Origin of the sequence: Paraburkholderia sp. SECH2 (genome assembly GCF_030464795.1) — a bacterium.
Classification (GTDB): Bacteria; Pseudomonadota; Gammaproteobacteria; order Burkholderiales; family Burkholderiaceae; genus Paraburkholderia; species Paraburkholderia aspalathi.
In genome coordinates this window covers 17095-39987 of the sequence record NZ_JALPRH010000040.1, presented here as the reverse complement: position 1 = coordinate 39987, position 22893 = coordinate 17095, and the positions used below count along the sequence as shown (strand labels likewise).

Annotated in this window: 25 protein-coding genes, 1 other RNA gene and 1 riboswitch; of the genes, 12 read left to right on the top strand and 14 right to left on the bottom strand. The window is 62.5% G+C overall.

Going from position 1 to position 22893, the window contains the following annotated elements; translation table 11 throughout:
- Window positions 1–82: 82 nt before the first annotated feature.
- Both M0D66_RS35860 and lgt read left to right on the top strand, forming a co-directional pair.
- The gene (locus M0D66_RS35860; protein ID WP_266212736.1) at window positions 83–1066 is read left to right on the top strand and encodes a LysR family transcriptional regulator; all 984 of its coding nucleotides are present in this window, start codon (window positions 83–85) and stop codon (window positions 1064–1066) included.
- 143 nt (window positions 1067–1209) lie between these two features.
- On the top strand, window positions 1210–2115 hold the full coding sequence (lgt, locus tag M0D66_RS35855) for a prolipoprotein diacylglyceryl transferase (protein ID WP_256456164.1): 906 nt from the start codon (window positions 1210–1212) through the stop codon (window positions 2113–2115).
- Between the two features lie 95 nt (window positions 2116–2210).
- Here the strand turns inward: lgt and M0D66_RS35850 are convergent, their stop codons facing one another.
- The 5 genes from M0D66_RS35850 to M0D66_RS35830 form a co-directional block, all read right to left on the bottom strand.
- Window positions 2211–2942 carry an SIMPL domain-containing protein gene (locus tag M0D66_RS35850; RefSeq protein WP_200618764.1) on the bottom strand — a complete coding sequence of 244 codons (732 nt, stop codon included), beginning with the start codon at window positions 2940–2942 and terminating at the stop codon, window positions 2211–2213.
- Between the two features lie 197 nt (window positions 2943–3139).
- Window positions 3140–3598, bottom strand: coding sequence for an EVE domain-containing protein (locus M0D66_RS35845; RefSeq protein ID WP_266212735.1), 459 nt, complete (start codon window positions 3596–3598; stop codon window positions 3140–3142).
- Between the two features lie 91 nt (window positions 3599–3689).
- Window positions 3690–3871: non-coding RNA, 6S RNA (ssrS, locus tag M0D66_RS35840), on the bottom strand.
- 93 nt (window positions 3872–3964) lie between these two features.
- Window positions 3965–4276 (bottom strand): cell division protein ZapA, encoded by a 312-nt coding sequence (locus tag M0D66_RS35835; RefSeq protein WP_266212734.1) that lies wholly within the window; start codon window positions 4274–4276, stop codon window positions 3965–3967.
- The gene (locus tag M0D66_RS35830; protein WP_093636210.1) at window positions 4273–4629 is read right to left on the bottom strand and encodes an ATPase; all 357 of its coding nucleotides are present in this window, start codon (window positions 4627–4629) and stop codon (window positions 4273–4275) included. The genes M0D66_RS35835 and M0D66_RS35830 overlap by 4 nt, the downstream gene beginning before the upstream one ends.
- Window positions 4630–4836: 207 nt before the next feature.
- Window positions 4837–5094: riboswitch (cobalamin riboswitch) on the top strand.
- A gap of 90 nt (window positions 5095–5184) precedes the next feature.
- On the opposite strand from M0D66_RS35830, the gene M0D66_RS35825 reads away from it, so the two are divergent.
- The 7 genes from M0D66_RS35825 (at window position 5185) to M0D66_RS35795 (ending at window position 13137) form a co-directional block, all read left to right on the top strand.
- Window positions 5185–7089, top strand: coding sequence for a TonB-dependent receptor (locus tag M0D66_RS35825; RefSeq protein WP_266212733.1), 1905 nt, complete (start codon window positions 5185–5187; stop codon window positions 7087–7089).
- 27 nt (window positions 7090–7116) lie between these two features.
- Entirely contained in the window at window positions 7117–8172 is a 1056-nt protein-coding gene (locus M0D66_RS35820) for an iron ABC transporter permease (RefSeq protein ID WP_266212732.1), read from the top strand.
- A complete protein-coding gene (locus tag M0D66_RS35815; protein WP_266212731.1) occupies window positions 8169–9008 on the top strand; it encodes an ABC transporter ATP-binding protein in 840 nt (279 codons plus the stop codon). Before M0D66_RS35820 ends, M0D66_RS35815 begins: the two co-directional genes overlap by 4 nt.
- A gap of 37 nt (window positions 9009–9045) precedes the next feature.
- Window positions 9046–10116 (top strand): nicotinate-nucleotide--dimethylbenzimidazole phosphoribosyltransferase, encoded by a 1071-nt coding sequence (cobT, locus tag M0D66_RS35810; protein ID WP_200618759.1) that lies wholly within the window; start codon window positions 9046–9048, stop codon window positions 10114–10116.
- A gap of 48 nt (window positions 10117–10164) precedes the next feature.
- Window positions 10165–10941 (top strand): adenosylcobinamide-GDP ribazoletransferase, encoded by a 777-nt coding sequence (locus tag M0D66_RS35805; RefSeq protein WP_200650725.1) that lies wholly within the window; start codon window positions 10165–10167, stop codon window positions 10939–10941.
- Window positions 10926–11516, top strand: coding sequence for an alpha-ribazole phosphatase (gene cobC, locus M0D66_RS35800; protein WP_200618758.1), 591 nt, complete (start codon window positions 10926–10928; stop codon window positions 11514–11516). Before M0D66_RS35805 ends, cobC begins: the two co-directional genes overlap by 16 nt.
- Window positions 11517–11721: 205 nt before the next feature.
- A complete protein-coding gene (locus M0D66_RS35795) occupies window positions 11722–13137 on the top strand; it encodes a Fic family protein (protein WP_093636223.1) in 1416 nt (471 codons plus the stop codon).
- A 36-nt stretch (window positions 13138–13173) separates the two neighbouring features.
- Here M0D66_RS35795 and M0D66_RS35790 read toward each other — a convergent pair whose 3' ends face one another.
- From M0D66_RS35790 to cobU, 4 genes are read right to left on the bottom strand one after another with little or no spacing between them, the layout of a single operon-like run.
- A complete protein-coding gene (locus tag M0D66_RS35790; protein WP_266212730.1) occupies window positions 13174–14085 on the bottom strand; it encodes a cobalamin-binding protein in 912 nt (303 codons plus the stop codon).
- On the bottom strand, window positions 14082–15119 hold the full coding sequence (gene cobD / locus M0D66_RS35785; RefSeq protein WP_266212728.1) for a threonine-phosphate decarboxylase CobD: 1038 nt from the start codon (window positions 15117–15119) through the stop codon (window positions 14082–14084). The genes M0D66_RS35790 and cobD overlap by 4 nt, the downstream gene beginning before the upstream one ends.
- Complete coding sequence (gene cbiB, locus M0D66_RS35780; protein WP_200618755.1) at window positions 15112–16047, bottom strand: adenosylcobinamide-phosphate synthase CbiB; 936 nt, start codon at window positions 16045–16047, stop codon at window positions 15112–15114. Before cbiB ends, cobD begins: the two co-directional genes overlap by 8 nt.
- Entirely contained in the window at window positions 16047–16601 is a 555-nt protein-coding gene (gene cobU, locus M0D66_RS35775; protein WP_266212727.1) for a bifunctional adenosylcobinamide kinase/adenosylcobinamide-phosphate guanylyltransferase, read from the bottom strand. Before cobU ends, cbiB begins: the two co-directional genes overlap by 1 nt.
- Window positions 16602–16765: 164 nt before the next feature.
- Here cobU and M0D66_RS35770 point away from each other — a divergent pair, with 164 nt between their 5' ends.
- Both M0D66_RS35770 and M0D66_RS35765 read left to right on the top strand, forming a co-directional pair.
- Complete coding sequence (locus M0D66_RS35770; RefSeq protein WP_266212739.1) at window positions 16766–18235, top strand: cobyric acid synthase; 1470 nt, start codon at window positions 16766–16768, stop codon at window positions 18233–18235.
- A gap of 143 nt (window positions 18236–18378) precedes the next feature.
- Window positions 18379–18795 (top strand): DoxX family protein, encoded by a 417-nt coding sequence (locus M0D66_RS35765; RefSeq protein WP_054035112.1) that lies wholly within the window; start codon window positions 18379–18381, stop codon window positions 18793–18795.
- Between the two features lie 164 nt (window positions 18796–18959).
- Here M0D66_RS35765 and M0D66_RS35760 read toward each other — a convergent pair whose 3' ends face one another.
- A complete protein-coding gene (locus M0D66_RS35760) occupies window positions 18960–19379 on the bottom strand; it encodes a PaaI family thioesterase (protein ID WP_093636233.1) in 420 nt (139 codons plus the stop codon).
- A gap of 210 nt (window positions 19380–19589) precedes the next feature.
- Here M0D66_RS35760 and M0D66_RS35755 point away from each other — a divergent pair, with 210 nt between their 5' ends.
- Window positions 19590–20228, top strand: coding sequence for a ParA family protein (locus tag M0D66_RS35755; RefSeq protein ID WP_266212726.1), 639 nt, complete (start codon window positions 19590–19592; stop codon window positions 20226–20228).
- Window positions 20229–20302: 74 nt separating this feature from the next.
- On the opposite strand, the gene panD is transcribed toward M0D66_RS35755, so the two are convergent.
- The 4 genes from panD to M0D66_RS35735 form a co-directional block, all read right to left on the bottom strand.
- On the bottom strand, window positions 20303–20689 hold the full coding sequence (gene panD / locus M0D66_RS35750; RefSeq protein ID WP_046566452.1) for an aspartate 1-decarboxylase: 387 nt from the start codon (window positions 20687–20689) through the stop codon (window positions 20303–20305).
- Between the two features lie 49 nt (window positions 20690–20738).
- The gene (panC, locus tag M0D66_RS35745) at window positions 20739–21572 is read right to left on the bottom strand and encodes a pantoate--beta-alanine ligase (protein ID WP_266212725.1); all 834 of its coding nucleotides are present in this window, start codon (window positions 21570–21572) and stop codon (window positions 20739–20741) included.
- A gap of 188 nt (window positions 21573–21760) precedes the next feature.
- Entirely contained in the window at window positions 21761–22633 is an 873-nt protein-coding gene (locus tag M0D66_RS35740; RefSeq protein ID WP_093636239.1) for a ScpA family protein, read from the bottom strand.
- 4 nt (window positions 22634–22637) lie between these two features.
- The gene (locus M0D66_RS35735; protein WP_054035105.1) at window positions 22638–22823 is read right to left on the bottom strand and encodes a DUF3460 family protein; all 186 of its coding nucleotides are present in this window, start codon (window positions 22821–22823) and stop codon (window positions 22638–22640) included.
- Window positions 22824–22893: the final 70 nt, after the last annotated feature.

Here is a 22893-nt window from a genome sequence, read left to right as displayed (position 1 = left end):
CGCGTTGCGCAAGGGTGCAGTTTTGCGAAGCGCGTGTCCAATATATTATTCAGGCTCGATTAGGTCGTAAAATGTATTAATCATGTTGCCTACGATCCCTGACCTGCGCCAATTGCGCTATTTCGTGACCGTCGCTGAAGAAAAGCACTTCGGGCGGGCGGCCGTGCGTCTTTCCATGACGCAGCCGCCGTTGTCGCAGGCGATTCGGGCACTGGAGGACACGCTCGGCGTCGAGTTGTTCGCGCGCACCAAGCGCTCGGTGGAGCTGACTCCGGTGGGCGCTGACCTGTTGCCCGAAGTGCAGCGCCTGCTGGCGAGCGCCGAGGGGCTGCGGCCGCTGGCGCAGAGCCTCGCGCGAGGCGAGGCCGGGGCGCTCTCGCTGGCTTTCGTCTCAACGGCGGATTACGGCCTGCTGCCGCTGCTGCTGCGTGATTTCGGCGCGCGCCATCCGCGGGTGCGCCTCGAACTGACCGAAGCCACCAGCGACGTGCAGATCGACGAACTGGTGGCCGGGCGCATCGACGCAGGCCTTGTGATCGCGCCGCTGCCGTCGCGCCATGCCACCCAGCTCTCGTGGCTGCCGATCGCCCGCGAGCCGCTGGTGATCGCGATGTCGACGGACATGGCAAAGCGCGTGGGCAGTGCCGCGGGCTCCAGGGTTGACTCGCACGCGGAGTGGCTGGACACGCCTATCAGCCTGCGTGACGTCGCCGACGAGCTGCTCGTGATCTTCCCAAGGCGTCTGGCGCCAGGCTTTTATGACATCATTATGGATTGCTACGGCGTGGCGGGCCTCGCGCCCCGGGTCGGCCAGGAGGCGATCCAGATGCAGACGATCGTGAGCCTCGTGTCGGCCGGGATGGGCGTCGCACTGGTGCCGCAATCGTTGCGTAATCTGCGCCGCACGGGTGTCGTGTACCGGCCGCTCTCCGAATCGGTGCCGGCGATCGAGACGGGTTTGGTCTGGCGCACGGCGGAGGTGAGTCCGGTGCTGGCCGGCTTCATCGAGATCGTGCGGGCGCACGCGGCGACCATGGAGGCGCAGTTCGCGGCGCCTCGTGTTTAGGCGAGCTTAGGTGAGCCGCTGCCGCGAACGCATTGCAAGCGGAACCGTCCAACGCATGCGCCGCATGATGCGCACACCGCCGGCTGCTACTTGAAACCCGACTAGAAATCCGCTTCTGAACCTGAACTGCCCATAACAACACGATGCTCATTCACCCGAATTTCGACCCCGTTGCCATTCATCTGGGGCCGCTTGCTGTGCGCTGGTATGGACTGATGTACCTCGTTGCGTTCATCGCGGCGATTGTCGTCGGCCGCTTGCGGCTGCGTTTGCCGTACGTCGCCGCGCAAGGCTGGACCGCTAAAGATATCGACGACATGCTGTTTTACGGCGTGCTCGGTACGATCCTCGGCGGCCGGCTCGGCTACGTGCTGTTCTACAAGGCGAGCTTTTACTTCGCGCATCCGCTCGACATCTTCAAGGTGTGGGAAGGCGGCATGTCGTTTCACGGCGGCTTCCTCGGCGTCACGCTGGCAATGGTGCTGTTCGCCTATCAGCGCAAGCGCTCGTGGCTGCAGGTCACCGATTTTGTCGCGCCGATGGTGCCGACCGGGCTCGCGGCTGGGCGCCTCGGCAACTTTATCAACGGTGAGTTGTGGGGCCGCGTGACCGACCCGTCGGCGCCCTGGGCAATGCTGTTTCCAGGCGCCGCGCCGGACGACGCCACGTGGCTCACCACTCATCCGCAACTGGCCGCGCAATGGCATCTGAACGAAGTGTTCGCGCAATATCACATGCTGCCGCGTCATCCGTCGGAGTTGTATGAGATCGCGCTCGAAGGCGTGGCGCTGTTCTTCGTGCTGTTCTTCTTCTCGCGCAAACCAAAGCCGTTGGGCGCGATTTCCGCGGTGTTCCTGATCGGTTACGGCCTCGCGCGTTTCACGGTGGAATTCGCACGTGAGCCGGACGATTTCCTTGGGCTCTTGGCAATGGGTCTCTCGATGGGCCAATGGCTCTCGCTGCCAATGATCCTCGTCGGCATCGGGATACTGGTGTGGTCCTATCGCCGTGCGCGGCGTGAACCGGCGCAGCCAGTCGGCGCAAACTGAGCGCTACGTTTTATCGTAGTGAGAAGCCAACAAAAAAAGCCACGGCATGCCGTGGCTTTTTTTCTTTGCAGCAGGACGTCCGCCGTAAAAACGCGTTACTTCATCTGCACCGAGCCCGACACATTGACCGTGACAGTCGACGTTCCGCCTTCAATCGGCACCGGCGCGGATGCCTTCGCATCGGCACCCATTGCGCGTGCGCTCATCATCATCATGGGACGCGGCATGACGCCGTTGTGCCCGACGTTGACCTCGCGAATCGAATAGCCGTTGTAGCCGAATGCCTGCGCCGACGAAGCGGCTTGCTCGCGGAACGACTTGATGGCTTCGCCGGTGAGCTTCTGCTCCGCGGCACGCTGCGCTTCTGGCGACAACGAGAACTGCACGTTGCCGACCTGCATGATCGATGCCATCTGGCCCGCGAGTTTCGACGCCGCGGCGAAGTCGTGCGACTCGAGCACAACTTCAGTACGGCCGCGCCATGCGGAAATGCGGCCGTCACGATCGGTGGACGGGTAGATCGAGAAGGAGCCGGTGCGAGCCGTTACGCCGTTCACGCCCTTGGCTTTTTGCAGCGCCGCATCGGCGCGTTGGTTCAGCGTGGAGGTGAGCACGGACGGATCACTTGCTTCCTGCTCGTAGAACAGCGTGATATCGACGACGTCTTGCGGCACTTCCGAGCTTGCTTGCGCATTCAGCGACAGCACGCCCGCGGGCTGATATTGCGTCACGCCCTGCGCGCGGGCCATGGCCGGCGTCAACGCGAGCGCAGCAGGTGCGGCGCATATGAGAGCGAGAGCGAGTGCACGTGCGGTGTTTTTCGTCATTCTTGGACTCCTTGCTTGAACAGGTTGTGCACGATTGGAGCGAACGCCATGCGCGTGGCACAACGTTTGCGAGTCCGTTAGGCGCTTGTAACCTGAGCTTGGTTCCCTAATTTGACGTTTGCTGAACGTTTGTGTTCATCGGCGCACAGACATGCGCGTGACACAAGCGGCAACGGGTCACATGCGCGTATGCAAGGTCAAACAAGACGTTTGGTGATGAAGCGCCATTCAGCTTCGGTCACCGGTGTGATCGACAGGCGGTTGCCTTTGACGAGCACACGCATGTCCTTCAATTCTTCATGCTCGCGCAGCGCGGCAAGCGGAATCAAGGGGATCTTCTTCTTGAACACCACATCGACGAGTAGCCAGCGCGGCGTTTCCTGCGACGACTTCGGGTCGTAGTAGGAGCTCTTCTTGTCGAATTGAGTGGGGTCCGGATACGCGGTGGACGACACCTCCGCGAGCCCCGCAATGCCCGGCTCCGGGCAACTCGAGTGATAGAACAGCACACCGTCGCCGACCTGCATCATGTCGCGCATGAAGTTGCGCGCCTGATAGTTGCGCACGCCGGTCCACGGCAACGTGTGGTGCGGTGCCTCTGCCAGATGGTCGATGCTTGCTTCGTCCGGTTCGGACTTCATTAGCCAGTAGCGCATGAATCGAGTTGAACGTTAAAGGTTTGACACAGCAAAAAAATCGAGGCCCAAAGAAAAACGGCACCGAACCGAAGTCCGATGCCGTTTGAATAAGGTCCCCGCCTTAGCCGCTAGGCCGGCATCCTGAACCGGGAGTTCAGAATTGGTCGCAGTTAGCAGCACTTCGGGTACATCAGACAGAGTGACGCGCACACCCGTGCTACAAATTTCCACAACCGTGCACATGGCATTGGTTCAAGGAATATATGACCTTGGCGAACCAGGCAGGGAAGTCAAACCGATTGAATTCAAGACGTTTGCATGAATCTTTGTTCATGCATCTCGGTTGAATTCGCAGCCGATCTCAGGACCGGCTACAAGATACTTTTACATGCTGTACTGCTGAATCACAGTACCCAGTTGCTCGTTCATTTGGTGCATTGTACGCCGGATTTCTTCAGCGGGAAATGCTTCTCCGTGCCGCACGCTGCTTTGCAGCTTAAGCAGTTCTGATGCCAGCGACAGCGCGGCCATGACGGCAATGCGATCCGTGCCGCGCACGTTGCTGCCATTGCGGATCTTCGACATCTCGGCGTCGACGCGTGCAACCGCTTCAAGCAGCGCGCCTTCAGTTTCCGGCGAGCAGGCTAGACGATAGGGCACGCCGAGAATCGATACTTCGATCTGCTTGGTGGTCATGCATTTTCTCCATGGCGGGTGACGTCGCTCTCCGCTTCTTCCTCATGCGGCGCGGTCTCGAGCAGATCGAGCTGATTATCAGGCTCGCTGTGCGCGCGGGCCCGCGGCAATTTTTCGAGGATCGCATTGAGGCGCACCTGTGCGTCGTCGATCTTTGCCGACAGCGCGTCGCGTTCCGCCTGCAGCGCATCGCGCTCCTCGCGCATCAGCGCGAGTTCCGTGCGCGTGGCCTCGGCTTCGGCACGCGTTTGGGCGAGCTGATCTTCGAGCGCGAGCCGCGCTTCATTGTGGCGTTGGCTGATCGTGATCAGCTTGCCGATATTCTGTGAAAGTGTTTCGAGTTCGGTGAGCATCTGCTGCGTCCTCTAAAGACATCGCATTTTAGCGCGGAATGTCGCAGGTTCCGACAATTGTCTCGTTTCGAGACGTAACAACATCGCTTTGTGCCGGCTTTTATCGACCATATGATGAAAAACAACTCATGCATCGGACAATAACCTGCACTTAACAGAACAGTTTGCGCACGGATTAACCATTCTTGACGGACCCGAGGGCCGCTCCTAAACTGGCCGCACTTTGGTGCCCGCGCGCGCTTTTCCACAGTGTGCGCAGTTAAACGGGAAGCAGGGCGCGCGCTTCGCCTGAACGCGCCAACCTGCGCTGCCCCCGCAACGGTAAGCGACCGCATTCGTCATGCAGGTCGATCCTGATCGCGTGTTTGATGCTTAACACGCGAGTGTGCCACTGCGCGTCACGCGTGGGAAGGCGGGATCGATGTGTCGCCAGCCCGGATACCGGCCAGAGGGAGAGGCTCGTTCCCGCGCAAACGTAAAACAACGCGGGCGCCTCGTTACGCATCGGCCCGCGGGGAAGCGGGCCGCGCACGCTATCCACAGGAATGTCATCCCATGCTGTCCCCTATCGCTCGCGCGGCGTTGCTCGCCTTTGCGAGCCTGCCGCTCGTCGTGCATGCTCAAGCTACTGCTTCTTCTGCGTCACCGTCCTCGTCGTCATCTTCTTCTGCCGATACGGGGGCGAGCGGTTCGTCAGCCGCGGTGTTGTCGCCCGTTGTCGTGACCGCGGAGCGCGGGCCGCAACCGCTCGCCGATGCGATCCCGCAGACCACGCTGTTCGACCAGCAGGACATCGCCGATACGACCGCGACCGATTTGCCCGGCCTGCTGCAACTCGCGCCCGGCGCGCAAATCTCGCGCACCGGTGGTCCGGGTTCCACGACGAGCCTGTTTCTGCGCGGCGCGTCGTCGACGCAATCGCTTTTGCTGATCGACGGCGTGCGGGTCGACTCCGTGAGTCTGGGCGCGCCGCAACTCGCGCAGATTCCCCTCGACCAGATCGATCACGTCGAAGTGGTGAATGGCAACGTGTCCGCGCTTTACGGCTCCGGCGCAATTGGCGGCGTGGTGCAGGTGTTCACCAAAGACGGCGGCGACCATCCGCCGCGTTTCAATTTTTCGGTGGGCTATGGCAGCTATCACACGCAGACGCAGCAGGCCGGCGTGAACGGCTCGCTGGATAAAGACGGCAACACCACCTTCAGCATTTCGCTCGCGCGTTCGAAAGACGACGGCTTCTCCTCGCTCAATCCGTCGCAGGCGCCCAACGCGAATCCGAACGCGAACGGCTATCTGAACGAAAGCATCTCGGCTTCGCTGCGTCACAAGTTCAGCGACAAGTGGGACGCGGGCGCCACCTATTTCCAGTCGAACGGCAATAACAGCTACGACAACGCGTACGGTGTGCCGACCGATCTGAACAACCTCTACAGCAAAGTGCGCCAGGTGTCGGTGTTCGCGAACGGCAAACTGACCGACTGGTGGACCACGCACTTCATCGTTTCCGAAGGCGACGACCGCAGCGTGGCGAATACCAACGGCATCTACAACGGCCGCTTCGATACCGACAATCGCCAGTACACGTGGCAGAACGATTTTGCGCTCGCCGCGCAGCAGAAACTGCAGGTCGGCTATGAGCATCTGGATCAGAGCCTCGACTCGGATACATTCACTGCGCCCGACCGGCATGTGGATTCGGGCTTTGTCGGCTACACGGGGCGCTTTGGGCGCAATCAGATTCAGGCCAACGTGCGGCGCGATCAGTATTCCGATTTCGGCGGGGCGAACAGTTACTATCTCGGCTACGGTTTCGATATCACCGAGCATTGGAAGGCGACTGCAAGCTATTCGGATTCATTCCGCGCGCCGAGCTTCGACGATTTGTACTATCCGCTCAGCGGCAATCCGTCGATCCAGCCGGAGCGCAGCCATTCGATCGAAGCAGCATTGCAGTACGCGTCGAACGCGCTTGGCGTGATGCGTCTGAGCGCCTTCCAGACGCGTTATTCGAATCTGATCGACTACGAGCAGGTTACGCCCGGCATTTTTTTGGCCGAGAACGTCGGCCGTGCGAAGGTGCAGGGGCTTGAAGGATCGTGGAGCGGCCATATGGGCAAGACCGACGTGCGCGCGTCGCTAACGCTGCAGAATCCTGTCGACCTCGATAGCGATACCGATCTTGTGCGTCGTGCAAGACGCTTCGCGTCGCTGGCGGTAAATCGCAGCATTGCCGGGTGGCGTGTCGGCGGCGAGTGGATTGTCAGCGGCGCGCGTGAAGATAGCAGCGGCACGCTGGGCGGCTACGGCGTGGTGAATCTGTCGGCGCGCTACAACATCACGAAGGCATGGTACGTCGCCGCGCAGATCCAGAACCTGTTGAACAAGGACTATGAAACGGCCTACTCGTATAACTCGCCGCGGCGCGGTGCGTATGTCACGGTTGGTTGGCAGCAGCAATGACGAACGTACTTGCATGAGAACGTGCCGATGAACCGTAGCTCGAGCCCGATGCCCACGACCACGTTGCGCGTGATGAGCGCAAAGCGCGCCGCCGCGATCTGGCTCGTGCTCGCGGCGATCGCGCTGGTTGTGCTGATGGCATCGCTCGCACTGGGCAGTGTGTCGCTCGCGCCGGCGCGCGTGTTGGCGGCGTTGCTGCCGTCGCACGCGTCGCATGTGGCGTCCGGCGATCTTGCCGGCGAGATCGTGCGCACGCTGCGTTTGCCGCGCGCGCTGGCCGGCTTCGCGTGCGGCGCGTTGCTTGCGCTGGCGGGGGCGCTGCTGCAAGTGCTGTTGCGCAATCCGCTGGCCGAGCCCTACGTACTAGGCGTGTCGGGTGGCGCGGCGACGTTCGCGCTGGTCGCGATGATCGCTGGTTGTGCGTGGTGGATCGTCGACGCCAGCGCATTCGCCGGCGCATTCGTGTCGATCCTGCTGGTGCTCGGACTCGCACGCCGTGAATTGTGGCGGGGCGAGCCGCAGGATACGTCGCCGCGTTTGCTGCTGACTGGTGCGGTGATCGCGGCCGGCTGGGGCGCTGTCATTACCCTGTTGCTTAACCTTGCGCCGGACAATCGGCTGCGCGGCATGTTGTTCTGGCTGACCGGCGATCTGAACGGCGGCGCGATGCCATGGACAGCGCTCGCCGCGCTCGTCGTCGTGCTGATGGCGATCGTACCCGCTGCGCCGCGTCTGAACGTGCTGTTGCGGGGCGACGCCGCTGCGCAGGCGCTCGGTGTCGCGGTGATGCCGCTGCGCCTGCGCGTGTATCTGGTGGCGTCGCTGGCGGCAGCCGCGGCGGTGACCACAGCCGGCACGATCGGTTTTGTCGGGCTCGTCGTGCCGCATATGCTGCGGCTCGCCTTCGGTAACGATCAGCGCATGCTGCTGCCCGCAGCGGCGCTCGGTGGCGGTGTCGCGGTGATGGGCGCGGACCTGATTGCGCGCACGGTGATCGCACCCGCGCAATTGCCGGTCGGCGTGATCACGTCGATCGTCGGCGTGCCCGTGTTCCTGTGGATGCTGTTGCGCAGGCGCCGATGATGAACGCACACAACGCTCCGCATTCGGCGCTTAGCGCGCAACGCCTGACTTTGCGTGCGGGCATGCGCACCTTGCTCGACGCATTCACGCATACGTTCTATGCGGGCGAGATCTGGTGCGTTGCGGGCCCCAATGGCGCGGGCAAGACGACCTTGCTATCCACGCTTGCCGGTCTGGCGCAGCCGTCGGCGGGGCATGTCGAACTCGACGGTGTGCGTCTCGCCGACTGGCAGCCATTGCCGCTCGCGCAGCGTCGCGCGCTGATGCCGCAAAGCGCTGCGGACGCCTTCAGCGCGAGCGTGCTCGACATCGTGATGCTGAACCGCTTTCCGCATTTGACCGGCTGGGGTTGGGAGGGCGAGGCCGATCGCGCGGCCGCGCATGCCGCGCTGGACGTTTTGGGCCTCGCCGCATTCGCTGCGCGCGACGTGCTGTCGCTTTCCGGTGGCGAACGTCAACGCGTTGCGCTCGCGGCGGTGTTGTGCCAGGAGGCGCCGTTGTTGCTGCTCGACGAACCGCTCTCGCATCTGGATCTGCACCATCAGATCGACTGTCTCGAAGCGGTGACCGCCTGGACACGCGAACCTCGGCGTACAGTGATGTTTTCGTGCCACGACTTGAACCTGGCGCGCCGCTTCGCAACGCATGCGTTGCTGCTCGACGGCAACGGCGGCGCGTATGCCGGGCCGGTGCACGACGTGCTAACGCCGACGCTAACGAGCCGTGCGTTCGGCTATCCGTTGATTCTGATTCGCGACGGCGAGCATGAGGCGCTGATTCCCGCGCCGCGCTCGCGTCACGAATCGCCTGCGGCGCATGACACGTCAGCAGGCTAAGCGCTTGATAAAAACACTCTCTTTTCTAGAAACGTCTATGACTTCTTTACCAGGATTGCCGGGATTGGCGGGATTGACCGAAGTCGAACCGCTCGATCAAACGCTGCGTGCCGAACTGCAACACATCATCGATACCAAGACCAAGCCGCCCGGCAGTCTTGGGCGGCTGGAAACGCTCGCGCGCCAGATGGGGCTGATCCAGCGTACGACGCACCCCACGGTCGCACGTCCTGCGATGATTGTGTTCGCCGGTGACCACGGTATTGCGCAGGAAGGTGTGAGTCCGTATCCGCAAGCGGTGACCGCGCAAATGGTCGCTAACTTTCTCACGGGCGGCGCGGCGATCAATGCGTTGAGCCGCGTCTCCGGCGTCGAACTCGAAGTGGTCAACTCAGGCATTGCCACGCCGCTGCCGTCGACGGAGGGTCTCATCGACATTCCGGTCGCAGCCGGCACGCGCAACTTCGCGCATGAACCAGCCATGACGCATGAACAGGCGCTGACCGCGATGCAGGCGGGCGCGGCTCGCGTGCGGCATCACGCGGCGCTCGGCACCAATGTGATTGGCTTCGGCGAAATGGGCATTGCGAATACGTCGTCGGCCGCGTGTCTGATGAGCCGCTTGTGCGGCGTGCCGATCGACGAATGCGTAGGCCGCGGGACCGGTCTCGACAACGCGGGGCTTGCAAAAAAGCGCAACGTACTCGCCTCTGCAGTCGCGCATCACGCGGCGTCCAGCGATCCGCTCAACGTGCTCGCCACCTTCGGCGGCTTTGAAATCGCCATGATGGTGGGGGCTTATCTCGCTGCCGCGCAAGCACGTATGACGATCCTCGTCGATGGTTTCATCGCGACCTCGGCGTTGCTGGTGGCCGATGCGTTCGCACCGAACGTCCGCGAGTATTGTGTGTTCGCGCATGCGTCGAACGAGGCGGGGCATCGGCGCATGCTCGATCATTTCGGTGCGCTGCCGTTGCTTTCGCTCGATATGCGTCTCGGCGAAGGCACCGGCGCGGTACTCGCGGTGCCGTTGCTGCGCGCAGCAGCGGCGTTCATTAACGAAATGGCCAGCTTCGAATCGGCCGGTGTCGCCAATCGCGATGCGTGAGCCGTTATACGAAGCGCAGTCATACAGAAGCGTGCGTCCGGCTCACTCATGAATCCGCTCGCTGAACTCCGCTATTTCTTCACGGCACTCGGCTATTTCACGCGCGTGCCTGTGCCGCGCTGGGTCGGCTATGAGCCGCACTATCTGAATGCGGCGGCGCGTTATTTCCCGCTCGTCGGTCTATTGGTCGGCGGATTGAGCGCGCTGGTCTATCTCGCGGCGTTGCATGTCTTTCCCGCGGGCGTGGCGGTGCTTCTGTCGATGGCGGTGTCGCTTCTCGTCACCGGCGCATTTCACGAGGACGGACTTGCCGATTGTGTCGATGCGTTCGGTGGCGCCTATACGCGCGAGGACGTGTTGCGCATCATGCATGATTCGCGCATCGGCGCTTTCGGCGCCATCGCGCTCGTGATTGCGCTAGCACTGAAGTGGCAAACGCTCACCGCGTTGCCGCCGATGCGCGCCGCAAGTCTGATGATTGCAGCGCATGCCGCGAGCCGTGTGTTCGCCATCAGTTATCTGGCCACACTCGACTACGTGCGAGCCGAAGGCAAAGCCAAACCGGTTGCGCAACGCTTGAGCGGCCCCGCGTTGCTCTGCGCCGCGGTGTTCGGTCTGCCCTTGTTGTTCTGGCCGAACTTGCTGGATTCGCCGAATTGGCGCTTCGCCTGCGTGACGCTTGTCATACTGGTGGCGTTGCGCTTTGCATTGGGCCGCTATTTCGTCAGACGCATTGGTGGCTACACCGGCGACTGCCTCGGCTTTGCGCAACAGATCTTTGAACTGAGCATCTACCTCGTGGGGCTCGCATGGATATCGTCCTGATCCGTCATCCTGCCGTCGCGCTCGATTCAGGGGTGTGCTACGGCCACAGCGACGTAGCGCTCGCCGAAGACGTCGAGATATCGGCAAGTGCTCTGGCGCTGAAACTGGCGACCTTGCAGATACCGCCGCCGCGTGTGCTGATGTCGAGTCCGTTGACGCGTTGCGCGACTCTCGCTGCGGTCATGGCGAACGATTTTGGTTGCGCGCTCAGTCATGACGATCGTCTGAAGGAAATGAATTTCGGCGATTGGGAGGAGCAGCGTTGGGACGCAATCGATCGCGAACTGCTCGACGCCTGGGCGGCCAACTTCGAGCACGCGCGTGCGCATGGCGGCGAGAGCGTCGCGCAATTCGTCGCGCGGGTGCGAGCGTGGTTCGACGCGTTTGCGCTGACGCGCGAGTTGTCGCCCGCGTACGTGGTTACGCATGCCGGCGTCATACGGGTGATCGCTTCGCTGGTGCTGGAGGTGCCGGTGGAAAGCTGTCTGCGCTGGTCGTTGGAGATGGCGGGGATTGTCTGGCTGCGCAGGGATGATGAGACGCAGCAGTGGTCGTTGGTGAGGTGGAATGTGTGAGGGAAGAAGCTTGGTTCCCGCAGTCCGCCGAATCGCGTCAGTCCAGCCTTATTCGTGACACTTTTTCAGGGAATTTGTCGCGAAAACAGAAATAGTGACACTTTTAGACGAAAAAAGTGTCGCAATTCGCGTGATTTGTGCCACAATGCCATGAAAAGTGTCGCGATTAGGAGTTGTCGCGACACATTGGCAAGAGGTGGCGCGTATGAACAGCAGTGGCATCAAGCAGGAACTGGATCTGATCGAGCAGCTCATCGCGGCAAGCGCCGAGGGGCGAGGCGTTCGTGCGCTTGCCGCGGCACTTGCCGGGCGCCGCCATCCCATGCAACGCCGTACGCTGCAACGTCGTCTTGACGTGTTGCTCGAAACGGGCCGGATCGTCTCGGAAGGTGCCGGTCGGGCAGTGTCCTACAAGCAGGCTGCGGCTCCTGGCGCGGCTGCTTCCCCCACCCAGGTTGTCGCTGGCGCAAGCACTTCCGGTGAGGCCTACGTGCCCGTATCCAGTGCTGGGCTCGAGGTGCGCGCGGAAGTGAACCGGCCGCTGCACGAGCGCCGGCCGGTCGGCTATAACCGTGCGTTTCTCGAACGCTATCGTCCGAATCAGGACGCGTATCTATCGCAAGCGCAGCGTGAACGGCTGCATGAATGGGGCCGCACGTCGGCGGATGTGCGGCCGGCCGGCACCTACGCACGCGACATCATGAGCCGGCTTCTGATCGATTTGTCGTGGGCGTCGTCGCGACTCGAGGGCAATACTTACACGCGGCTCGACACCGTGCGGCTGATCGAGCAAGGGCACATTGCGGAAGGCAAGGACGCTCAGGAAACGCAGATGATCCTGAACCACAAGGCCGCGATCGAAATGATCGTCGAGAGCGCGGACGAAGTGGGCTTCAATCGATTCACCGTACTGAATCTGCACGCGATTCTCTCCGACAATCTGATGTCCGACCCGTTCGCCAGTGGTCGTTTGCGCGCGCGCGAAGTGGAGATCAGCGGCACCGTATTTTTTCCGCTCGCCGTACCGCAGCAAATCGCGGAATGCTTCGAGGCGGTGTTGAACAAGGCCGCCCAGATCGACGATCCTTTCGAGCAGGCTTTCTTCAGCATGGTGCATTTGCCCTATCTGCAGCCGTTCGAAGACGTCAACAAAAGGGTCTCGCGTCTGACCGCGAATATCCCTCTGATCCGGCAGAATCTATGTCCGCTGTCGTTCATCGACGTTCCCGAAAAGGCCTACGTCGACGGCACGCTCGGGGTGTACGAGGCCAATCGTGTCGAGTTGTTGCGCGACGTCTTCATCTGGGCGTACGAGCGCTCGTGTCAGCGTTATCTGGCGATTCGACAATCTATCGGCGAGCCGGACGCGTTTCGCCTCAAGTATCGCAATGCGTTGATACAGGTCGTGCAGGAGGTGATTCGCGGCGGCCTTGCTGGTACGCGCGGTGAGATTGAAACTCTCGCACAGAATCAGGTGGATGCGGCGGAGGTATCTTCGTTCGTCGATGCGATTCAGTCCGATCTCGATCAACTCTACCTGGGTAATGTTGCGCGCTATCGGCTGCGGCTTTCGGAATTCGAACGCTGGCCGTTCAAGCGGGCGGACGCCGTCTCGCGCTAACGCGGCGCTGCCTGCTTCACAGCTTTCGCAGCGGCATCACTGCGTGCCGTTCTTCCTGCGCGAGCGCGCTAGCTCCAGGTCTTCGCACATTTGCTTTGCCCCCTGCGCAATACGAGGCGCCGGCCGGTTGATCAGATCGCCGTCGATGGCGAATAGATTGTTGTTCGCCACTGCTTTAAGGCTCGGCCACGCGCGCCATGTATCGAGTCGCGGCAAGGCGGTGTCCGGTTTGGTTGCGCCAGGTGCCGCGGTGACGATCGCTTCCGGATTCGCTGCGAGCACTGCTTCGGTCGAGACGGTCGGCACCAGCGGCTCGAGTTTCGCAAACACATTGCGGCCGCCGCATAGCGCGATCACGTCGCTGACCATATGTTCGCCGTTGAGCGTCATCAATGGTTGATCCCACACCTGATAGAACACGCTGACAGGCGGGCGGCTCGCATAGCGCGTACGCAGTCGTGCGATGTCCTGACGGTATGCTGCGGCCGCCGCATCGGCGGTCGGCGAGGTGCCGAGCAATTGTCCGAGCTTCGTCAGCGACACGGCAACATCGTCGAGATGATGCGGCTCGCTGAAGAACAGCGGCACATGCATCTCACGAAGACGATCGAGCTGGCGCTGCGCATTGCCATGCCGCCATACGACGATCAGATCGGGCTTCAACGCGACGATTCGTTCGAGGTCGAGCGCCTTATTGTCGCCGACACGCGGCAGTTGCTTCGCTTCGGGTGGATAGTCGCTGTAGGACACGGCGCCGACCAGTTTCGCGCCACCGCCCGCGGCGTACAGCAGTTCGGTGACGTGCGGCGCGAGACTGATGACGCGTTGTGCGGGAGCGGACAGCGTGACGGTCGCGCCGGTATCGTCGGTGACGGTGATCGCGGCGTGCGCGTGCAGCGTGCTCGCTCCAAGTGCTGCGGCGATGACGAAGCGCGAGAGTCGAATCATCGAACAGCCTCGCGCAGACTCTCTTCAAAGCGTGTCCATTCCGTGTCGCTGGCAGGTAGGCCGAAACGCACGCTGCCCGTTGCTGTGAAGAGGCGTGTCCACACGCCGCGTTGTGCTAACGCTTCATGCAGAGCGGCGGCGCGCTCGTCGGCGGTCCATGCGAAGAGCGGTGTGCTGTGCGTGGCGAAACCGTGTGCCTGCAAGAGACTTACCAGACGGGCGCTCTCAGCATCGAGCAGCGTGCGCATCTGCTGCTGCCACGCCGTGTCTTCAAACGCGGCTTTGACTGCGTGACGAGCCGGGCCGCTGACAGTCCATGCCCCGAGCGTAAGCCGCAAAGCGTCGAGCAAAGACGGCGCACCGAGTACGAAACCGGCGCGCACACCCGCGAGCCCGAAGAATTTCCCCGGCGAACGCAGCACGATCAACCCATCGCGATGAGTACTTGCCGCGAGCGACGCCGAAGGCATCGTATCGGCGAATGCCTCGTCGATCAGCAGCGTGCCGCCGCGTGCGATGAGTTGCTTATGCCAGCGCAGCAGCTTGTCGGCGTTGAGATGTTCAGCGGTCGGATTGTTAGGATTCACGACGACAACGTGAGTGAGCGCGTCGGGTAAAGTGTCCCAGGACACATCCAGTGGCACGACCTCGTGCCCAGCACGCTCGAATGCGGGCGCATGTTCGCTATATGTGAGCGGCGCGATGCCAACCCGGGCACGTGGCAAAAGCACCGGCAGTGCGCGAATCCCTGCCTGGCTGCCCGCGACGGGTAGCACATGGGCTGCATCGGGCGCGCCATAGTAACGCGCTGCGCAGGCTGCAAAACCGTCACCGTCGTCGGGCAGGCGGCGCCAGGCATCGGCGGGAACTGGGGGCACCGGATAGCCGTGCGGATTGATACCCGTCGACAGGTCGAGCCATTGCGCGTACGGAATGCCGTAACGTTCAGCCGCTTCGTGCAGATTGCCGCCATGAACCACGGCATTGAAGGTGGTGCCGGAATTGGTCGTGCGCTCAACCATTCGATCAACCATGAAAGGGCACACTCAGCAACGCCAGCACGATCAGCACAGCTAGCCAAAGAATGACCGTCCGTTCGACCAGCATCAACGCCGCTGTAACGTGACTGGCCTTCGCAGCGTGTCCGAAACCAAGCGTCGGCCTGTGTTCAAGCGCGCCGTGATACACCGCGGGTCCGCCGATCAACACATTCAGACTGCCCGCGCCCGACGCCATGACCGGCCCGGCATTCGGACTGTCCCAACGCGGCGCCTGTTCGCGCCAGCAACGCAGCGCGGTGCGCGTGTCACCGAGCAAGGCATAGCTCGCCGCTGTAAGGCGCGCGGGAATCCAGTTGAGCACATCGTCGATGCGCGCGGCGGCCCAGCCGAAGCGCAGATAGCGCGGCGTGCGGTAGCCCCACATGGCATCGAGCGTGTTGGCCAGACGGAACCCCAGTGCGCCCGGACCGCCCGCGATCGCGAACCAGAACAGCGCGCCGAAGATCGCGTCATTGCCATTTTCCAGCGCCGATTCGACGGCGGCGCGTGACAGCGCCGCTTCGTCGGCATGAGCGGTTTCGCGCGACACGATGCGCGAGGTCAAGAGACGCGCTTGCGCCAGATCGCGCCGCGTCAGGGCCTCGGCGATCGGTGCAATGTGATCGTGCAAGCTGCGCGCGCCGAGCGCGAACCACAGCAACACGACATGCACCGCGCAGGCCGCAAAAAAAGGCAGCACGGAGACGAGCCACCAGGCGATCAGCACCGGCGGCATCACCGTCAGCGACCAGGCGAGCAGCCCCTTGAGACGCAAGCGCCGGCCGGTGTTGTAGTGCGTTTCGAGGCGCATCGCCCATTTGCCGAAGCCGACCAGCGGATGCGCGGTGCGCGGCTCACCGAGCCAACGGTCGACGGCGACCCCTGCCGTTGCCAGCGTAACGATCAAAGGCAGCGACAGCATCACGCGCCTCCCGCTGTTTTCAAGGCGAGCGGCAAGCCCGCGACCATCATCGTGACCTGGGTGCTCAACGCGGCGATGCGCTGATTGAGCCGCCCGAGTTCGTCGACATAGAGGCGTGTTTCCGCGCCGAGCGGCACCACGCCCAAACCGATTTCATTGCTGACCACGATGATCTTGCCTCTGGCGTTGATGAGCGCTGTTTCGAAAGCGGCAAAGTGCGTGTGATAGTGATCGACCGGCAAGCCGTCGCCGTCAGGTGGGCATAGCAGGTTGGCGAGCCACAGCGTCAGGCAGTCGATCAGAATGCAGTGACCCGGCGCGTCGATTTGCGTGACGGCGCCGGCGAGATCCACGTCTGCTTCGTGCAAAGCCCAATGCGCTGGACGCCGCTCGCGATGATGCGCGATCCGCGCGCTGAATTCGGCGTCGTCGGCAACGCGCGCGGTGGCGATGTACGTGACGGGGAGGGCGCTGTCGTTCGCCAGTTTTTCGGCGTGCAGGCTCTTGCCCGAACGGGCGCCGCCGAGAACGAAGGTGAGGTCGCGGGAAATCATCGCGTGATTGTACCGGCGTGCAGTGCGTGCCGGCACGATGGGATAATGCCGCGTTCATCGCCCGCATTCATTGTCCGCATTTGCCTATTCACCGTCCAAGCCGATATTCCGTGACCGCCATTTCGAACCCGCATGACGCCGTACCTGTGCCGCGCGGCACGCTGATGATTCAGGGCACTACGTCCGACGCAGGCAAGAGCACGCTCGTCGCGGGTCTGTGCCGGCTGGCGCGCCGCGCCGGCGTGCGGGTCGCGCCGTTCAAGCCGCAGAACATGGCGCTCAATAGCGCGGTGACGGTCGACGGTGGCGAGATCGGCCGTGCGCAGGCCTTGCAGGCGGTGGCCGCGGGCATTGCCGCTCACACCGATCTGAACCCGGTGTTGCTCAAGCCGACGAGCGACCGTGGCGCGCAAGTGATCATCCACGGCAAGGCGCGCATGAATCTCGATGCACGCGCGTATCACGACTACAAGCCGGTCGCCTTCAAGGCTGTGCTGGAATCGTATGCGCGTCTGCAAGCGGCGTACGACACGATTTTTGTCGAAGGCGCGGGCAGTCCCGCCGAGATCAATCTGCGCGACCGCGATATCGCCAACATGGGTTTCGCTGAAGCGGTCGATTGTCCGGTCGTGCTGGTGGCAGACATCGACCGGGGCGGCGTGTTCGCGCATCTGACCGGTACGCTCGCGTGTCTGTCGGACAGCGAGCAGGCGCGTGTGCGGGGCTTCATCATCAATCGCTTCCGCGGTGATGTCAGTTTGCTCAAGCCCGGACTCGACTGGCTCGAAGCGAAGACCGGCAAACCGGTGCTCGGCGTGGTGCCGTATCTGCACGGTCTGACGCTCGACGCCGAAGACATGCTGCCGCCCGAGTTGCGTGCGGCGCACAGCGGCCAAAGCGACGATCCGAACCGGATGTTGCGGGTAGTCGTGCCGGTGCTGCCGCACATCAGCAATCACACTGATTTCGACGCGCTGCGCGCGCATCCGCAGGTCGATTTTCATTACGTGCGAAGCGGCACGCCGCTTCCGCCGGCCGATCTGATCATCCTGCCGGGTTCGAAAAACGTGCCGGGCGATCTGGCCTTTTTGCGTGCGCAAGGCTGGGACGCGGTGCTGCAACGGCATCTACGCTATGGCGGCCGCGTTATCGGAATTTGCGGCGGTATGCAGATGCTCGGACGCGAAGTGGCCGACCCGCACGGCGTGGAAGGCGCGCCTGGAACGAGCGCGGGCTTAGGCTGGCTCGATTACTCGACGGTGCTGACGCGCGAAAAAACGCTCAAAAACGTGACGGGGCATCTCGCGTTGCCGGGGTCGCCCGAGGTGGCCGGCTACGAGATTCACATGGGCGAGACGCAGGGCCCGGCGCTCGGCTCGCCCGCGCTGCAACTGGGCGAAACGCCAAATGCGCATCCGGACGGCGCGATCTCGGCCGATGGCCAAATTCTCGCGACCTACGTGCACGGGCTGTTCGACACGCCGGCCGCGTGCGCCGCACTGCTGGCGTGGGCGGGACTGAGCGACGCCGAGAAAATCGACTACCCGGCGTTGCGTGAGGCCTCGCTGGATCGCCTGGCCGACACGCTTGCCGAGCACCTCGATCTTCCGAAGCTTTTCGCTGCGATTGGTTGAGCGAGCTTGACCGGATGGTGGTGATTAAATCCCATTGGGAAATAATCAAAGCCTAAGAGGCGGTTTTTCACCTCATTTGGTTCGAATACAGTCGTGACGTCGACGCCCGATGCGGGGCGTCTCCCTCTCGGAAAGGACTCGTCATGAACTCGAACCGCTCCGCCGATCTGGCCGCCTTGATCCTTCGTCTTGCCTTGGGCGTTCTCTATCTCGCGCACAGCTTGCAGAAGATCTTTGTTTTCACGCTGCCGGGAACGGCGCAGTTTTTCGTTTCGCTCGGCTTGCCAGGCTGGCTCGGCTATGTGACGGCGTTCGTCGAATTGATCGGCGGTATTGCGCTGCTGCTTGGCGTGCAGGTCCGCTGGGTCGCGCTGGTGCTGCTCCCGTTCATGCTCGGCGCAACGTCGCAGCATCTGCAGAACGGCTGGGGGTTCGCGTCGCCGCACGGCGGCTGGGAATATCCGGCTTTCTGGGCGGTGACTCTGGTTGTGCAGTCGCTGCTCGGCGCCGGTGCGTTGGCGCTGAGCGGTGCGAAGGCGCCGCGCGCAGTGGCCGCCTGATACGCCTCACCTAGGCACGAAACCGCGCCGGCGCTTCAGCGCGCCGGCAACAAAAAAGCACGCGCCGTGTGGCCGCGTGCTTTTTTTATTGCGTTGAGCGCGGCGTACTTCAGGCGTTCCGGGCATTCCGGACCCCGCGCCGCACCCCCGCGCCATACAGTCAATCAATACAACACGATCTGCGTGCAGCGAAACAGCGCCATCGTTTTGCCGTTCGGATCGGTGACGGTGGCGTCCCACACCTGTGTGCTGCGGCCCAGGTGGACGGCCTTGGCGACCGCGCGGATCGTTCCTTCCGTCGCCGTGCCGAGAAAATTGCTTTTCAGTTCGATGGTCGTGAAATTGCGCGCCGTCTCGGGCAGGTGGGCGAGGCATGCATAGCCGCAGGCGGTATCGGCGAGGCCGATCACCGTGGCGGCATGCAAAAAGCCGTTCGGCGCCAGCAACTCCTCGCGCACGGTCAATTCAGCGGTCAGCGTGCCTTCCTCCAGCGCCAGAACCTGCACGCCTAGCAAGCCGGGCAGCTTGCCCTTCTGACGTTCGTGCAGGCGCTCGATGGAGTATTCCGGGCGAAGTTTGCTCATGAGATTCGGGTCCTCGATGGAAAAAATAGCGATGTAAGGCGGCCAATAGCCGTTTGGGGGCTTCGGCCCCGGTGAATTTGTCGATATTATCAACGGCTGGATCGGCGGGTGAACCTGAAACGGGCACGGATCAGGGCACATCTGGGCAAGTCAGAGCAAACTGCGCGGTAAACCGGCTGGCGGCGCCCAGCCTTCTTTCCGGGAGAATTCATGACGGTAATCGTGGTGGCGAATCCGAAGGGCGGCGTGGGCAAAAGCACGCTGTCCACCAATCTGGCCGGCTATTTCGCGTCGCAAGGGGAATGGATCGCGCTGGCGGACATGGACAAACAGCAGTCGTCGCACGCGTGGCTGTCGCTGCGGCCGCCTGCGCTGCCGGCCATCGAGACCTGGGAGGTCGACCTTGAAAACCCCGTCAAACCGCCCCGAGGTCTTGAACACGCGGTCATCGACACGCCCGCCGGCTTGCATGGCAACCGCCTGAATATCGCGCTGGATCTGGCCGACAAGGTGATCGTGCCGCTGCAGCCGTCGATGTTCGATATTCTCGCCACCCAGGAATTTCTCGAGCGGCTGGCTAAGGAGAAGGCGGTCAGGAAAGGCGCGATCGAGATCGGCGTGGTGGGCATGCGCGTCGACGCGCGCACGCGCTCAGCGGAGCAACTGCATCGCTTTGTCGAGGGCTTGAAGCTGCCGGTGCTGGGTTACCTGCGCGACACGCAGAATTACGTGCAACTGGCTGCGCACGGCCTGACTTTGTGGGACGTCGCAAAAAGCCGTGTGGAGAAGGATCTGGAGCAATGGCAGCCGATCATCCAGTGGACCAACGGCGCCGTTAAGAAGGCTTGAAATGAATGGCAGGCGGCGTGGCCGCCCGCTTGATGGAACCGTGCCGCGCGGCGAAAGCCCGGCTCGGGTCTGGCTCAGGTCCAGTTCTGGGTCGGCACGTGATCGCGGCTGCCCTTGATCTTGTTGTTATCGTCGACGAACACCAGATCCGGTTTCCAGCCTGCCTTCAGTTCCGCTTCGTCGACCACGGCGAACGCCGCGATGATCACCAGATCACCCAGCTGAGCGCGCCGCGCGGCCGAACCGTTCAGCGAAATCATGCCGCTGCCGCGTTCACCCTTGATCGCGTACGTCGAGAAACGCTCGCCGTTGTTGATATTCCAGATGTCGATCCGCTCGTTTTCAATGATGTTCGCGGCTTCCAGCAAGTCCTCGTCGATCGCGCACGAACCTTCGTAGTGCAGTTCGCAGTGCGTGACCGCGACGCGATGGATTTTCGACTTCAGCATGTTGCGTTGCATGACCAATCCCTTGTGCTTCTAATGCGTGTTTGCGCAGCCTAAGACGGCTTCAGATTTCGAGGTTGTCGATGAGACGGGTGGTGCCGAGCTTGGCGGCAGCCAGCACGACCAACTCCGCATTCATGTCTTGCGCGCCCGGCGCCAGCAGATTCGAGCGCTTGCGCACTGCGATGTAATCCGGCTGCCAGCCGCGCGCGGCCAGTGCCGCCATCGCCGCCTGTTCGAGTTTTGTGAAGTCGCGATCGCCTGCAAGCACCGCATCGCGCACGCGATTGAGCTCGGCAGCCAGCATCGGCGCCTCGGCGCGTTCGGCCGTTTCCAGAAAGCGGTTGCGCGAGCTGAGCGCGAGGCCGTCGCTATCGCGCACGGTTTCCGCGGCGATGATGTCGGTCGGCAGCGCGAACTGATGGCACATGCTGCGCACGATCATCAACTGCTGGTAATCCTTCTTGCCGAACACCGCGACGCGCGGCTGCACGCACGACATCAGCTTCATCACCACCGTGCACACACCCTGGAAGAAGCCCGGCCGGAATTCGCCCTCGAGGATGTCGCCCAGATCGTGTGGCGGATGCACGCGGTACTCCTGCGGTTCCGGGTACAGATCCCGTTCCGTCGGCGCGAACAGCACGTAGACGCCTTCTTTCTGCAGCTTCTCGATGTCGGCTTCGAGCGTGCGCGGGTATTTGTCGAAATCTTCGTTCGGGCCGAACTGCAGGCGGTTGACGAAGATGCTCGCCACCACCGGATCGCCGTGCTGGCGCGCGAGGCGCATCAGCGACAGATGGCCCTCGTGCAGATTGCCCATGGTCGGCACAAAGGCGGTGCGATTCTGGCCGCGCAACTGGTCGCGCAATTCATGGATCGAGCTGATGACTTTCATGATCGGACAGGGGTTTCCTCGCGCGGCGCGAGACTCGGTTGGCGCAAAAATTCAGGTTTTCGCGTGGCCCGCGGCCTCACTGGTAATGACAGGTTCGGAGCGCGGGATTGTAGTGGATTTGTTCCCGGGGTGCACCGAAAGGAGGCGTCTGCAGCAGCGCTGGCGCATGCAGGCCCCGTTTTGCGGCATCAGGCTGGCAGATAGGCGAGGCGCACATAGATCGGTGCGAACGGCTCGGCCTGCGTGATTTCGATGAGCGACTCGCGGCACAACTCCAGCATGGCGATGAAGTTCACCACGACCACCGGCACACCTTTGCTCGTGTCGAACAGGTCCGAGAACTCCATGAAGCGCGCGTTCTGCAGTCGCCGCAGGATCGTGCTCATGTGCTCACGCACCGACAATTCCTCGCGCGAAATCTTGTGATGCTGAACCAGTTTGGCGCGCTTGATCACGTCGGCCCACGCGGCGCGCAGGTCTTCGCTGTCCACATCCGGGAACCGCGGCGTGATGCTTTGCTCGATATACACCTCGGCGCGCAGGAAATCGCGGCCAAGCTGCGGCAGATGGTCGATGCGCTGCGCGGCGAGCTTCATCTGCTCGTATTCGAGCAGGCGGCGCACCAGTTCGGCACGCGGATCTTCGGCTTCGTCGCCGCTATCGGCCTTCTTCACCGGCAACAGCATGCGCGACTTGATCTCGATCAGCATCGCGGCCATCAGCAGATACTCGGACGCGAGTTCGAGATTGGTCTGGCGCAGCTGGTCGACGTAGCCGAGATATTGGACTGTGACATCCGCCATGGGGATGTCGAGCACGTTGAAGTTCTGCTTGCGGATCAGGTACAGCAACAGATCCAGCGGGCCTTCGAACGTTTCGAGGAACACTTCGAGCGCGTCCGGCGGAATGTACAGATCCGTGGGAAGCTTGAAGAGCGGCTCGCCGTACAGGCGTGCGAAAGCGATGCCGTCTACAGTGTCCGGCGTCGAATCGGTGGCGGGCGCGGCAAGCGCGGCGTCAGGCGCCTGTGCGGCGCCCTTTGCCTCGTCGGCGTGACTCACGCGCTTAGAAGTTTTGATAGTACGAGTAAGGCGTCTGCTCCACGCGCGAGGCTTTCTGCTCGGCGCGTTCTTCGAGGTCGATCGGCTGTTTGTCCCACAGCAGCGACCGGCCACGGCGCTGCTCAGCTTCCAGATTCGGTTTTTGTTGCTTGAGCTGGTTCAGGAACTGGGTGATGTCCGATTGATACATGGCTAGACGTCCGTGGTTTGGGGAATGGCGACTGCTTCGCGGGAACAAACAACAAGCGCGAACCCGCGCG

What these genes read in the sequence shown, in the direction of transcription:
- lgt (WP_256456164.1), top strand. Translation starts at nt 1,210, where the DNA reads ATGCTCATTCACCCGAATTTCGACCCCGTTGCCATTCATCTGGGGCCG.
- cobT (WP_200618759.1), top strand. Translation starts at nt 9,046, where the DNA reads ATGACTTCTTTACCAGGATTGCCGGGATTGGCGGGATTGACCGAAGTC.
- M0D66_RS35815 (WP_266212731.1), top strand. Translation starts at nt 8,169, where the DNA reads ATGATGAACGCACACAACGCTCCGCATTCGGCGCTTAGCGCGCAACGC.
- M0D66_RS35825 (WP_266212733.1), top strand. Translation starts at nt 5,185, where the DNA reads ATGCTGTCCCCTATCGCTCGCGCGGCGTTGCTCGCCTTTGCGAGCCTG.
- cobC (WP_200618758.1), top strand. Translation starts at nt 10,926, where the DNA reads ATGGATATCGTCCTGATCCGTCATCCTGCCGTCGCGCTCGATTCAGGG.
- M0D66_RS35755 (WP_266212726.1), top strand. Translation starts at nt 19,590, where the DNA reads ATGACGGTAATCGTGGTGGCGAATCCGAAGGGCGGCGTGGGCAAAAGC.
- M0D66_RS35790 (WP_266212730.1), bottom strand. Translation starts at nt 14,085, where the DNA reads ATGATTCGACTCTCGCGCTTCGTCATCGCCGCAGCACTTGGAGCGAGC.
- cbiB (WP_200618755.1), bottom strand. Translation starts at nt 16,047, where the DNA reads ATGCTGTCGCTGCCTTTGATCGTTACGCTGGCAACGGCAGGGGTCGCC.
- M0D66_RS35760 (WP_093636233.1), bottom strand. Translation starts at nt 19,379, where the DNA reads ATGAGCAAACTTCGCCCGGAATACTCCATCGAGCGCCTGCACGAACGT.
- M0D66_RS35860 (WP_266212736.1), top strand. Translation starts at nt 83, where the DNA reads ATGTTGCCTACGATCCCTGACCTGCGCCAATTGCGCTATTTCGTGACC.
- M0D66_RS35850 (WP_200618764.1), bottom strand. Translation starts at nt 2,942, where the DNA reads ATGACGAAAAACACCGCACGTGCACTCGCTCTCGCTCTCATATGCGCC.
- M0D66_RS35845 (WP_266212735.1), bottom strand. Translation starts at nt 3,598, where the DNA reads ATGCGCTACTGGCTAATGAAGTCCGAACCGGACGAAGCAAGCATCGAC.
- M0D66_RS35765 (WP_054035112.1), top strand. Translation starts at nt 18,379, where the DNA reads ATGAACTCGAACCGCTCCGCCGATCTGGCCGCCTTGATCCTTCGTCTT.
- M0D66_RS35820 (WP_266212732.1), top strand. Translation starts at nt 7,117, where the DNA reads ATGAACCGTAGCTCGAGCCCGATGCCCACGACCACGTTGCGCGTGATG.
- cobD (WP_266212728.1), bottom strand. Translation starts at nt 15,119, where the DNA reads ATGGTTGATCGAATGGTTGAGCGCACGACCAATTCCGGCACCACCTTC.
- cobU (WP_266212727.1), bottom strand. Translation starts at nt 16,601, where the DNA reads ATGATTTCCCGCGACCTCACCTTCGTTCTCGGCGGCGCCCGTTCGGGC.
- M0D66_RS35795 (WP_093636223.1), top strand. Translation starts at nt 11,722, where the DNA reads ATGAACAGCAGTGGCATCAAGCAGGAACTGGATCTGATCGAGCAGCTC.
- panC (WP_266212725.1), bottom strand. Translation starts at nt 21,572, where the DNA reads ATGAAAGTCATCAGCTCGATCCATGAATTGCGCGACCAGTTGCGCGGC.
- M0D66_RS35830 (WP_093636210.1), bottom strand. Translation starts at nt 4,629, where the DNA reads ATGCTCACCGAACTCGAAACACTTTCACAGAATATCGGCAAGCTGATC.
- M0D66_RS35835 (WP_266212734.1), bottom strand. Translation starts at nt 4,276, where the DNA reads ATGACCACCAAGCAGATCGAAGTATCGATTCTCGGCGTGCCCTATCGT.
- M0D66_RS35805 (WP_200650725.1), top strand. Translation starts at nt 10,165, where the DNA reads ATGAATCCGCTCGCTGAACTCCGCTATTTCTTCACGGCACTCGGCTAT.
- panD (WP_046566452.1), bottom strand. Translation starts at nt 20,689, where the DNA reads ATGCAACGCAACATGCTGAAGTCGAAAATCCATCGCGTCGCGGTCACG.
- M0D66_RS35770 (WP_266212739.1), top strand. Translation starts at nt 16,766, where the DNA reads ATGATTCAGGGCACTACGTCCGACGCAGGCAAGAGCACGCTCGTCGCG.
- M0D66_RS35735 (WP_054035105.1), bottom strand. Translation starts at nt 22,823, where the DNA reads ATGTATCAATCGGACATCACCCAGTTCCTGAACCAGCTCAAGCAACAA.